This window comes from Peptoniphilus grossensis, from assembly GCF_001940285.1.
In the GTDB taxonomy this organism is placed as follows: Bacteria; Bacillota; Clostridia; order Tissierellales; family Peptoniphilaceae; genus Peptoniphilus_A; species Peptoniphilus_A faecalis.
This window is the reverse complement of sequence record NZ_MJIH01000001.1, coordinates 628,999-641,561: the sequence shown is the minus strand read 5'-3', so window position 1 is coordinate 641,561 and position 12,563 is coordinate 628,999. Positions and strand designations below refer to the sequence as shown.

The following is a 12,563-nucleotide window of genomic DNA, read 5'->3' as shown; positions in this document are numbered from 1 at the left end:
TAACTGAGGGACAAAATAATAAGAGAAGATTTTTAAAAACAGTTTGAAAACGATTTAAATTAGTGGTATACTATTTAAAACACATTTATATTATATTGCACTAAAGTATGCACGATGCATATTGATTAAAATAAAATTTAGGTGGGAAAATGAAAATAAGTTTAAAAGTTAATGGTGAAATCTATAATTTTGATGTAGACGAAAAGAAAAGATTAATAGATTTACTTAGAAATGATTTAAAGCTAACAGGGACTAAAGAAGGTTGTAGTGAGGGAGAATGTGGAGCATGTACTGTATTAGTGGATTCATTAGCGGTTACATCGTGCACGATGCTTGCAGCACAGTTAGATGGAAAAGAAGTTATAACCATAGAAGGATTAGAACATGATGGTCAATTGGATATTTTACAAAAAAAGTTCGTGGAATGTGGTGCTGTTCAATGTGGCTACTGTTCTCCAGGCTTCATTATGAGTGCAAAATCTTTGATGTTAAATAATATAAACCCAACAACTTATGAAATAAAAAGATATATTGAGGGAAATCTTTGTAGATGTACTGGATTTATAAAAATTTTAGAAGCTATTGAAAAAGCTTGTGAAGAGGTGGAAAAATGATATTCGCACCAAAGGATTTAAGTGAACTTTGTTATATTTTAGAAAATAAGGGCGACAATTATTATATCCTTGCTGGAGGAACTGATTTAATAATAAAAATAAAGAATAAAAAAATTGTCAATTACAATATCATTGAAATTACAAAGATAAATGAATTAAAGGGATTTAAGGAAGATGATACTAATTTTTATATAGGACCTCTTATGACTATGACAGAAATCATTAATGAGAAAAGCATTAAAGAAAATCTAGGGTCTCTTTATGAAGCTGCTTATAAATTAGGTTCAAATCAAATTAGAAATCTTGCGACTATTGGAGGAAATGTTGCCAATGCTTCTCAAAGTGCAGATTGTGTATTGGCACTTTTTGCATTAGATGCAAAAATTAAAATTTTAGATTCAATGGAAAATGAAAAGATTGTTTCTATTGAAGATTTTATTACTGGAAGAGAGAAAACAATTTTAAGTCAAAATGAAATTATAAAAGAAATAATAATACCTAAAAAAAATAGTATAAACATTTTTAATAAAATTGGATCTCGTACAGGAGTAACGATTTCTAAAATTAGCTGTGCTATGAATTTTATTTTAAATGAAGATGGAAAGAAGGACACTAGAATATTTTTAGGTGCTGTTGGAATTAAACCTGTTAGGGCATTTGATTTGGAAAAAGTTTTTGCTAATCACGATTTTAAAAATATAAATTTGGAAATTCTACAACAAACTGGATTTAATGAGATTGAGAAAGCTATTCCAGAAAGAAGCTCTAAGTATTATAAGAGAATTGCTATACAAGGATTATTAGAGGATATGCTCGAGGAATTGATAAGTTATGAAAAATAATTTGAAATATGTTGGAAAAAGATTAATAAGAGATGATGCTTATGATCGTGTTCAAGGAAAGACAAAATACATAACAGACATAAAGTATAATGACATGTTATATGGAAAATTAGTTTTAAGTGAAAAGCCTCATGCCGATTTTAAGTTTGATTTTTCAGAAGCTCTAAAAACTAAGGGAATATATAAAATACTAACCTATAAAGATGTGCCTCACAATAAATACAATTCCATGGAATGGTTTACTGGTATTAATGGTGTAAAAGATGAGATGATTTTAAACGACAGGGCTAGATTTGTAGGAGATAGAATAGCTTTAGTATTAGGAGATAGTATAGAAAGTGTAGAAGAAGCAATAAAAAAAGTTGTGGTTATTTACGAAGAACTTCCAGTAGTAGCGACAATTGATGATGCAATGGAAGATGTAAATATTATCACAGGTAATACAAATGTTGCTTATGAAAACACTAAATCATGTGGAGATGTTAAAAAAGCTTTTGAAGAAGCAGATTATATAGTAGAAGACGAGGGAAACACAAGTAGAACTCATCATTTAGCAATAGAACCACATTCCGCCATGGCTACTGTTGATGAATTTGGAAATTTAGTTGTATCTAGCGGAAGTCAAATAGTATTTGCTATACAGATGCACTTGAGCAGGATTTTGAATTTACCTTATAGTAAAATACGAGTTAAAAAAACTAATATGGGTGGTTCTTTTGGTGGCAAACAACAACCTATGCTTGAGTTTATTGCAGGTTTCGTTGCCTATTCTGAAAAGAGACCAGTTCAAATTTATATGGATAGGGAACAAACTATAAAGGGAACAACTACTAGAAATCCAATGAGAATTCACATTAAAACTGCAGTGAATAAGGATGGAAAAATTTTAGGTAGAAAAATAGATACTCTTGTTGCTGGAGGAGCTTATGCTACAAATGCTTCTAGCATTGTAAACGCATATGCAAAAAAACTTTTTAGATTATATAAAATTTACAATCAAGAAGTTAATGGTACTGCATATTATACTAATACTTTACCAGGTGGAGCTTTTAGATCCTATGGAGGTTCTCAAGCTCACGCAGTTTCAGAGATTAATTTGGATAATGTTGCAAGAAAAATAGGAATGGATCCATGTGAACTTAGACTTAAAAATTTAGTTGATCCATACTGTGAGGATCCAGTAGGAGGACCTAATATTGGCGATGCTGGAATTAAGAGATGTGTAATTGCTGGTATGGAAAAAATAAATTGGAAGTACAATTATGAAAATTTAAAAAACAAAAATACAGATAGATATGCCTATGGTATTGGAATGGCTTGCGCATCTCATGGCAATGGTTATCTTGGAGCTTTTCCCGATTTTATAAATGTAGAGATGGTTTTAAATGCTGATGGGAATGTTTTGTGCAAAATAGCTGTTCACGAACAAGGTTGTGGAACTTTGCAAACATTAAAACAAGTTGCTGCAGAAGCTCTTGATTTAAACCCTAAAAATATATTTTTAACTGAAGCAGATACTTTCATTACGCCATATGATGCTGCGGGAACTCAAGCTAGTAGAGTAAGTTTTGTAGCAGGAGGGGCTTTGAAAGAAGCTTCTGAAAAATTAATTGATTTACTATTTGACACTTTAAATAAAGTAAAAAATATAAAAATTGAAGATATGTATGTTGAAAATGGATTCGTAAAAATAAAAAATAGTGATGAGAAATTTAGCTATGGAGAAATTTCTCAAATTAGAGAAAAAAATTTATTTGATCATACTTCAGTATATGTAAAACACATACCAAAGGGAAATCCTGCAGTATTTGCGGCAAATTTTGCTCAAGTGAGAGTTGATAAAAAAACAGGTTTTGTAAAAGTTGAAAGATTAGTATGCATTCACGATATTGGAAAAGCGATTAATCCAGCACTTGTAGAAGGTCAAATAGAAGGTGGAGCAGAGTTTGGAATAGGAATGGCTCTATCAGAAAATATTGAAATAGATAATAAAGGATATGTTAAAAACTCAACATTATCAAAATATCATGTCATTAATGTATGGGATATGCCAGATGTAGAAGTAGTTTTGGTGGAAACAAATGATAAATCAGCACCTTATGGAATTAAAAGTGTTGGGGAGATATCAGCAGTTGCACCTGCACCAGCAATAATAAATGCAATTAATCATGCTTTGGGAACTAATATAACTAATTATCCGGCAACTCCAGAAAAAATTATAGAAGCATTAAGTGAAAAAAATTAAGAGAGGTGAAAGAATGGAAAAGCTTGTTTTAAAGGGAGAAGCATTGTCCTTGGAAGAAATATATCAAGTTGCCTATGAGAATAGACTAGTAGATATATCTGAAGATGCTAAGGAAAGAGTTAAAAAAGCTAGACAAATTCTGTTTGACATGGCTGCAGAAGGGAAACCTGTTTATGGTTTAAATAGAGGTGTTGGATGGAATAAAGATAAAGAATTTGATGAGGATTTTTTTGAACAGTATAATAAAAATCTTTTAAATTCACATTGTTTGGGAGTTGAGCCCTATCATACAGATGAACAAGTAAGAGCTATTCTATTGATAAGACTTAATAAAGCTTTGATCGGTTGTACGGGATTAAGTTTAGATTTACTCGAACATTATAAAAAATTTTTAAATTATAGAATTCATCCAAGAATCCCAATGCGTTCATCTATAGGTGAAGCGGATATTACAACTTTGTCTCATATTGGACTAGCTTTTATTGGAGAAGAAGATGTTAGTTTCAATGGCAAAATTATTAATTCAAAGCTTGCAATGGAACGAATAGGTTTAAAACCTGCAAAATTAGGACCAAAAGATGGATTAAGTATTGTTTCTTCAAATGCACAGGGCGAGGCAATGGTCGCCACTATAATAAAAGAAGTAAGAGAAGTTGCCAAAATGACAAATTTAATTTTTTGTATGAGTTTAGAAGGATTAAATGGCGTTACGGAGCAGCTTCGTGAAGATGTAAATGCACTTAGAGGTTTTAAAGGTCAAGTTGAATCTGCAAGAATGTGTAGAAAGTTTTTAGAGGGAAGTTATCTCTATGATTATGATGAAAATAGAGCACTTCAAGATCCCTTATGTTTTAGATGTGCACATGCTGTAAATGGAACAATATACGATGTTTTGGATTATGTCGAAAAACAATTACTAATTGCCATGAATTCAACTGATGACAATCCATGTATAGTATTAGAAGAAGGATCTTCCTTTGTGAGTGCAAATTTTGAAGTAACATCTCTTGCTGTTGGCGTTGAAATGATAGCAACTGCATTAAGTCATTTATCAAAGACTTCATGTTATAGAATGATAAAACTTGCAGATCCAAGTTTTACAGGTCTCACAAGATTTTTAACTCCTAAGGAAGTAACAACAATTGCCTTTGGTACTATTCAAAAAACTTATACAATGTTAGATACTCAAAATAGAGGGCTTGCTAATCCATCTTCAATGGATTTTTACGCACTAGCTGGAGGAATTGAAGATCATGCATCAAATTTACCTTTGGCATGTTACAAAATAATGCAAATGCTTGATAATATTTATTACATATTGGGAATAGAGGCAATACACGCTTGTCAAGCAATAGATTTAAGAGGGGATATTAAGCTTGGCAAAGGCACTAAAAAAGCTTACGAAATTTTTAGGAGATATGTTAAATACTATGATAAAGATAGAAATGTATCTAAAGATATTAAAAAAGCCTATGATTGTATTAAATCAAAAGAATTATTAAATATATGAGGTAAAATATGGAAAAGAAAAACTTAAATAAAAAAGAGATAAGATGGCAAGTATTTATACCGGGGTTCATACTTATATTATCAGCTGCAATAATTGGCATTGTAAACAACAAAGCATTGTCTACAATATCAAATAAAATTTTTACTTGGTCCTTAGATAATTTTGGATGGTTATATCAAATTTTAACAATTTTCGTACTTATTTTAACTTTTGTAATATTGTTTTCTAAAGTTGGAAAAATTAGACTTGGCGGAGCTGATGCAAAACCTAAGTATTCTTTTAAAACTTGGTTTGCAATGACATTAACTGGTGGAGTTGCTACAGGTATAGTAACTTGGGGAGTTAATGAGCCCTTAATTTATTATGGAAATATATGGGGAGAATTGGACAAATTAAATATTGCTCCATTTTCTGAAGAGGCTTTAAGATTTGCTATGGGAAGGTGCTTTTACAACTGGACTTTTGCACCTTATGCTATTTATGCACTTATTGGCGTATTAACTGCTTATATGTATTTTAACAAGAAACAACAATTGTCAGTTACAGCTACTCTTACACCTCTATTTGGAGAAAAGATAAAGACTTCTAAAGCTTCAACAGTAATTGATGTTTTATCAATGCTTGGTATAGCTTTAGGGTTGTCTTCTGGATTCACTGTATGTTTAGTTCTTTTGACAACTGGACTAAAATCAGGGTATGGAATTGAACCGACGATGCCATTATTTATAGGGATCGGAGTTTTAATTGTAATCTTATTTTGTATGTCATCATATGCAGGATTAAGCAAAGGATTGGCAAAAGTTGGAAATTTAAATGCTTATTTTTACTATGGATTGTTAATTTTCTTATTTGTAGTTGGACCAACTTTATTTATTTTGAGAAATTCAACAGCAGGCATGGCGGAATGGCTAAGTAATTTTTGGAAATGGGGATTAGATCCAATAGATATTGGTGGAGAACCCCTTGTTAGATCGTGGACATTATTTGATTTTGCAGTTTGGATTGCCTATGCACCAGTTACAGGAATATTTTTAGCACAAATTTCCTATGGTAGAACTATAAGAGAATTTTTGACAATAAACTTATTATTACCAGCAGTTTTTGGAATAATTTGGTTTGGAGTTTGGGGCAACAATGCTTTATTTATGCAAATGAAGGGTGAACTCGATCTAGTTAGTGCTATCGCAAATACTAATGCAACAATGGCATTGTTTGAATTTATAAAAAGTTTGCCGCTATCAGCTATATTAATACCTATAAATTTATTTGTAATATTAATGTCTTTTGTTACAGCTGCAGATGCAACTTCAACATCTATTGCATCAATGTGTATGAAAAATATTCCTATAGGTTCTGAAGCTCCAGGACTTATGAAAATAATCTGGGGTTGTACAATAGCTTGTATAGCTATAATAATGGCGGCATTTGGCGGCGGAGAACAAGGAGTTCAAGGAGTTAAAGATTTAGCGGCAGCAGGAGGCTTTGTAGTATTATTTATCTTTATTCTACAAGTGATTTCTGCAATCAAAACTTTCTTCTTTGATGATATAATAGAATAGAATGAAAATATAACTTTAAACGCTTTAATGGTGTTTAAAGTTATATTGAATTTATAATGTTTAAAAAATTTAAGGAGTATTTTAATGAAAATAAGCAGACTGAGCATTCGAGATCAAGTTTTTGATTTGATAAAAGAAAAAATTTTAACTAAAGAATATAAATTAGGGCAAGATGTCAATATATCTGAACTAACTAGAGAATTTTCTGTAAGCAATACTCCTATTAGGGAAGCACTATCATCTTTATACTCATTAGGACTTATTGAAATAAGAGAAAACAATAAGTATAAAGTAATTTCATTATCTGAAAAGGAAATAGTTGATCTTAATAAGACGATTTTAATATTACTTTTAGGTGCTTTGAATATTATTTTAGAAAACAATCAAGAAAAACATTTAGAACAGTTACTTGAAAAAGCATATGAAGAGAACAAAAAACAACATGATTACAATAATAAATTTGACTACAAATATATAAAGACATCAATAAACTTTGATAGACAATTTGTTGTTGCTACAAATAATAAATATTTAATAAAGGAGTTTGACGACTTATCTGATTTATTAATACTGGCGTCTTCATATAATAAGGGAATATACAAAGATAAGCATTTTGAAGAGCATAAGCTCATGCTAGAGTATACTAAAAAAGATAATATGTCAGAAGTAAAAAAACTATTAAAAAGTCATTTTAACAAAGGATTAGCTGACATGAATTATAGTGAGTAATAAAAAATTTTTGAAGGGATGATAATTTGATAGATATTGTAAAAGATGCTATATACTTATGTAGAAAAAAAGAGCCTTTTGTAATGGCATCTATAATTTTCAAACATGGCTCTGCTCCAAGAGAAGTTGGAGCAACTATGATAATAACTGAAAAGGGATATTATTCTGGCACTATTGGTGGCGGAGAACAGGAATTTCAAGCTATAAATCATGCAAAAAATTTAATTTCTACAAAAAAATGTGATCAACAATTTTATGAAGTTTCTAAAGAAGTTGCTGCTGAAAAGGGAATGGTATGTGGTGGACAGACTAGAGTTCATTTTCAATATATAGACATAGAAAATTACAAAAATGAGGAATATTTTGAGAAACTCTTATCAGAAGTAGAAGATCATAATGTTTATCTTGTGTATGATATTTCAAAGGAAGATTCTAATTTTGGAATTGCAATTGAAATTGACGGAAAAATTTTTCCCTTTACAGGAGAAGAAAATCCAAGGAGAAATTTATTTAAGATAAAAATAAAAAGACCCATGAGGATTTTTATCTTTGGAGGAGGCCATATATCGAGGGCTACTGTTAAGGTGCTTGATTTTTTAGGTTTAAATATAAATGTAGTTGACGATAGAGAAGACTTTATAAGCCAAAAAGAGTTTGAAAAAACTAAAAGGATAGTAATAGATTTTGATAAACTTGATTCTATTGATATTGAAAAAAGTGATTATGTACTTATTATGACTAGAGGGCATAAATACGATATTAAAGTTTTGGAAAGTGTATTAAAGAAGGAACCTTATTATATTGGCGTTGTGGGAAATAAAATAAAAGCTAAAAAATATAGAGAACATTTTTTAGGCGGAGACTTAGAAGGTGAATATGAAAAGAAAGTTCACTTGCCAGTGGGAATAAAAATATCAGCTCTAACTCCAGAGGAAATTGCAATAAGTATCGCCGGTGAAATTATAGAAAGTTATAGGACAAATGTATGAATGATAAAATAAAAAGTTACGAAGTTAATGCTATTATTTTAGCTAGCGGACATTCAAATCGATTTAAGGGCAATAAGTTAAAGGCTGAAATTTCAGAGAAAAAAATTTACTCCTATGTTTTAGATTTAATTGAGTCAATTCCCTTTAAGGATAAAGTTGTTGTAACTAATGATTCTGAGATTATAGAATACGCAGTTAAAAGGGGAATTAATTATGAAAAAAATCTAAATGCAAATTTAGGGAAGAGCGAGTCCATAAAGCTTGGAATTAAAAATTCAAAAATTAACTCAAAGGGCTATATGTTTTTTATGGCAGATCAGCCCTTTTTAAAAGAAAAATCAGTAGTTAAATTATTAAGCGAATTTGAAAAAAATCCTGATAAAATTATTTTACCTAGATTCGCAGGCAAAAAAGGTTCTCCTGTTATAATGCCAATTTCATTAAAGGAAAAACTTTTGGAATTAAAAGGTGAAGAGGGCGGATCTATATTTATCACAGAAAAAAACTCTATTTCTGTTGAAATAGAAAGTGAAATTGAAGGTAAGGATATTGATAGTTTAGAAGATTATAATAGTATTTTAAATTACTTTGATGGGAAAAATTAAAGGGAAATAAGTACAATATAAAAGTGTATTTAAACATAATATAGGAGAAGGTTTATAGGGATGAAAGAAGTTCCAGTAGAAAAATCAGTTGGAATGGTACTTGGTCACGATATAACAGAAATTATAAAAGATAAATTTAAGGGACCAAGGTTTAAAAAGGGACATATTATTAAAGAAGAAGATATTCCAATCTTAAAAAAAATTGGGAAAAAAAACATATATATTTTTGAATTAGAAGAGGGCATGATCCACGAAGATCAAGCAGCGGAATATTTAAGAGATATGTGCATGGGCAAAAATATGTATGCTAAAGGTCCTAGTGAGGGTAAATTTGATGTGTTTTCAGAACTAGATGGATTATTAAAGGTTGATATTGAAAGACTATTAAAAATTAATATAGATCCTCAAATGATGGTAGCAAGCAGGCACAATAATATGCCCGTTAGAAAAGATGATAAAATTTTTGGAACTCGAATTATACCTTTAGTAATTGAAAAAGAAAAAATGGAGTTTAAAAAGGCAGAAATCGGAAGAGAAGCGATTTTTAATATTTTACCTTTTATACATCAAAAAATTGGACTAATAACCACTGGTTCAGAAATTTTTTCAGGGTTAATAAAGGACACTTTTAGTCCAGTGGTAAAAGAAAAGGTAAAAAAATACAATTTAGAAGTTACAGAGCATGTTTTAGTTTCAGACGATAGTGAAGATATTGAAAGAGAAATAAAAAAGATGCTTGATAAAGATGTAGATATTATAATCTTGACTGGCGGAATGAGCGTTGACCCCGATGATAAAACGCCAAAAGCCATTACAAATGTAAGTAAAAATCTAGTTACTTATGGGGCACCAGTGCTTCCAGGTGCAATGTTTTGCTTAGGATATTCAGATGAGGGAAAACCTATTATGGGTTTACCAGGTTGCGTAATGTATGAAAGGTCAACTATTTTTGATATTATTCTTCCAAGGATAGCTGCAAAAGATTTAGTTAAAGCTGAAGAAATTGCAAGGCTGGGACATGGTGGACTTTGTCTACAATGTAGAACTTGCACATATCCAGAATGTTCTTTTGGAAAGGGAGTTTAAAATGGATTTAAGTCATTTTGATAAAGACGGCAGAGCAAGAATGGTCGAGATTTCTGAAAAAGATGTAACTAAAAGAATTGCAGTTGCTAAGGGTAGAATTTACACATCTAAAGAAGTTATTAAAAAAATTGAAGAAGGAACTGTTAGCAAGGGCAATGTTTTAGCTGTGGCAAGAGTTGCTGGCATAATGGCTAGTAAAAGGACAGCGGATTTAATTCCCATGTGCCACACGCTTATGTTAACTGGCTCGGACATAGATTTTGTTATCAATAGAGAAGAATCCTATGTTGAATCGGAAGTTTCTGTAAGAACTGTAGGCAAGACTGGAGTAGAGATGGAAGCGTTGACGGCTTGCTCAGTTTCACTTCTTACAATTTACGATATGTGTAAGGCCATAGATAAAAATATGGAAATTTCTAACATTAAACTAATTCATAAATCGGGAGGAAAGTCAGGCGATTTTTATAGGAGTTTATAAATGAGAGATAGCTTTGGAAGGAAAATTGATTATATTAGGATATCTTTAACAGATAGATGCAATTTGAGGTGTAAATATTGTATGCCTGAAGAAGGCGTAAAACTACTTAACCATGAAGATATCTTAAGTTATGAGGAAATTTTAATCTTGGCAAAAATATTTATCTCTCTAGGGATTAAAAATTTTAAATTGACAGGAGGAGAGCCTTTAGTAAGACGAGATGTTTGTAATTTGATAAAAGAGCTAAAAAAACTAGAGGGCATTGGAGAAGTTACAATAACAACTAATGGTGTTTTACTTGAAGATTATGGAAAAGATCTTATTGACTCGGGAATTGATAGAATTAATGTTAGTTTAGACAGTTTAAATCCAATTAAATACGAAAAAATCACTGGAAGAAATTTACTTGATAAAGTTCTTGGAGGAATTAAATTACTTTTAGAACATGATTTCGAGAAAATAAAAATTAATACAGTTCCTATGAGACCTTTAGATAGAGAAGATATAGAAAATTTAATTAATTTAGGTAAAGACAATCCAATAGATATTAGGTTTATAAAAGTCATGCCAATAGGAATTGCAAATTCAGAATTAGGGTATAGCAAAAAAGAATTGCTACAAATAATTGAAAGTATTTTAGGAAAATCCAGCCACTTTGACGGAAAAAAGGGAAATGGACCAGCTGAATACTATTCTTTTCAAAATTATAGATCCAATATAGGTTTTATAGATGCTATTGATAATAAATTTTGTAGTGAATGCAATAGAATTAGATTATCGGCAACTGGATTTTTAAAACTTTGCCTTTATTATGATTTGGGCGAGAATATTAGACCCTATATTTATTCTTTAAGTGAAAATGAGCTAAGAGAAAAAATTAAAGATATTATTTATAATAAACCTCTTATGCATCATATGAATGAAAGTTTAATTCAACGTGATAAAAAAAATATGAATCAAATAGGAGGATAAAATGCCAAAAATTTGTGCTTTATGTATAAGTGAAAAAAAGGGCACACAAAAACACGCAAAAGAGTCTGTAGAAGTTGTAAAGGGATTTGGACTTTTAAATGATGCACATGCTGGAAATTGGCACAGGCAAGTCTCACTTTTGTCAAAGGATTCCGTTGAAGAATTTGAAAAAATAAAAGAGGGATTAAAAATTCCTGAAGGAGCATTTGGTGAAAATATTTTAATTAAGGGATTAGATTTTGATAAAATAAAAGTTGGAACTGTACTAGTCTCAGGAGATGTCAGACTACAAGTTACACAGATTGGAAAAGAATGTCATAAGGGATGTAGCATAAGAAATAGCCTTGGAGATTGTATTATGCCAAGAGAAGGCGTTTTTGCAAGAGTTTTGCATGGAGGGGTTCTTAAAAGAGGCGATGATATTTCTGTTGAATTTTATACGCCCTATAAATTAGGAATTATTACAGTTTCAGATAAGGGTTCAAGAGGAGAAAGACTTGACGAATCAGGAGACGAAATCGAAAGAATTTTTTCTGAAAGGGGATTTAAAATTTCAGCTAGAACAATAATCCCAGATGATAGAGAAATTATTTCTGAAACTATAAAAAATTTTACAGATAAATTAAAACTAAATTTAGTCCTAACTACTGGTGGAACAGGTTTCTCACCAAGAGACAATACTCCAGAAGCGACATTAGATGTTTTAGAAAAAAATGTACCTGGGATTGCTGAAAGCATGAGGCTATATAGCAGTAAATTTACAGATAAGGCAATGTTGTCAAGAGCAGTTTCTGGAATTAGAAAAAGCTCGCTTATTATAAATTTGCCAGGTTCATTAAAAGCTGTTAGAGAAAATATTAAAGCTTTTGAAGGACCGCTAATTCATGGTTTAGATATATTAAATGAAAAAGCAAAAGATTGTGGAGGAAAATAA

The 12,563-nt window shown here is 30.7% G+C and carries 12 protein-coding genes; all 12 read left to right on the top strand.

Annotated elements, in window-relative coordinates:
• Window positions 1-149 precede the first annotated feature (149 nt).
• The 12 genes from BIV18_RS03060 (at window position 150) to BIV18_RS10915 (ending at window position 12,563) form a co-directional block, all read left to right on the top strand.
• On the top strand, window positions 150-614 hold the full coding sequence (locus tag BIV18_RS03060) for a (2Fe-2S)-binding protein (RefSeq protein WP_075659239.1): 465 nt from the start codon (window positions 150-152) through the stop codon (window positions 612-614).
• Window positions 611-1,456, top strand: coding sequence for an FAD binding domain-containing protein (locus BIV18_RS03055; RefSeq protein WP_075659238.1), 846 nt, complete (start codon window positions 611-613; stop codon window positions 1,454-1,456). Before BIV18_RS03060 ends, BIV18_RS03055 begins: the two co-directional genes overlap by 4 nt.
• Window positions 1,446-3,701: a xanthine dehydrogenase family protein molybdopterin-binding subunit gene (locus tag BIV18_RS03050; RefSeq protein WP_075659237.1), complete on the top strand. Its 2,256-nt coding sequence runs from the start codon at window positions 1,446-1,448 to the stop codon at window positions 3,699-3,701. The genes BIV18_RS03055 and BIV18_RS03050 overlap by 11 nt, the downstream gene beginning before the upstream one ends.
• Before the next feature lie 13 nt (window positions 3,702-3,714).
• On the top strand, window positions 3,715-5,211 hold the full coding sequence (locus BIV18_RS03045; RefSeq protein ID WP_075660367.1) for an HAL/PAL/TAL family ammonia-lyase: 1,497 nt from the start codon (window positions 3,715-3,717) through the stop codon (window positions 5,209-5,211).
• A gap of 8 nt (window positions 5,212-5,219) precedes the next feature.
• The gene (locus BIV18_RS03040; RefSeq protein ID WP_075659236.1) at window positions 5,220-6,770 is read left to right on the top strand and encodes a BCCT family transporter; all 1,551 of its coding nucleotides are present in this window, start codon (window positions 5,220-5,222) and stop codon (window positions 6,768-6,770) included.
• Window positions 6,771-6,854: 84 nt separating this feature from the next.
• The gene (locus BIV18_RS03035; RefSeq protein WP_075659235.1) at window positions 6,855-7,499 is read left to right on the top strand and encodes a GntR family transcriptional regulator; all 645 of its coding nucleotides are present in this window, start codon (window positions 6,855-6,857) and stop codon (window positions 7,497-7,499) included.
• Window positions 7,500-7,525: 26 nt separating this feature from the next.
• Window positions 7,526-8,488, top strand: a complete 963-nt coding sequence (locus BIV18_RS03030) for an XdhC family protein (protein ID WP_075659234.1) — start codon at window positions 7,526-7,528, stop codon at window positions 8,486-8,488.
• Window positions 8,485-9,093, top strand: a complete 609-nt coding sequence (locus BIV18_RS03025; RefSeq protein WP_075659233.1) for a nucleotidyltransferase family protein — start codon at window positions 8,485-8,487, stop codon at window positions 9,091-9,093. Before BIV18_RS03030 ends, BIV18_RS03025 begins: the two co-directional genes overlap by 4 nt.
• A gap of 60 nt (window positions 9,094-9,153) precedes the next feature.
• Window positions 9,154-10,179 (top strand): molybdopterin-binding protein, encoded by a 1,026-nt coding sequence (locus BIV18_RS03020; RefSeq protein WP_075659232.1) that lies wholly within the window; start codon window positions 9,154-9,156, stop codon window positions 10,177-10,179.
• A 1-nt stretch (window position 10,180) separates the two neighbouring features.
• The gene (gene moaC / locus BIV18_RS03015) at window positions 10,181-10,657 is read left to right on the top strand and encodes a cyclic pyranopterin monophosphate synthase MoaC (RefSeq protein WP_075659231.1); all 477 of its coding nucleotides are present in this window, start codon (window positions 10,181-10,183) and stop codon (window positions 10,655-10,657) included.
• A complete protein-coding gene (gene moaA, locus BIV18_RS03010) occupies window positions 10,658-11,629 on the top strand; it encodes a GTP 3',8-cyclase MoaA (protein WP_075659230.1) in 972 nt (323 codons plus the stop codon). It begins immediately after the preceding gene.
• A 1-nt stretch (window position 11,630) separates the two neighbouring features.
• Complete coding sequence (locus BIV18_RS10915; RefSeq protein ID WP_075659229.1) at window positions 11,631-12,563, top strand: MOSC domain-containing protein; 933 nt, start codon at window positions 11,631-11,633, stop codon at window positions 12,561-12,563.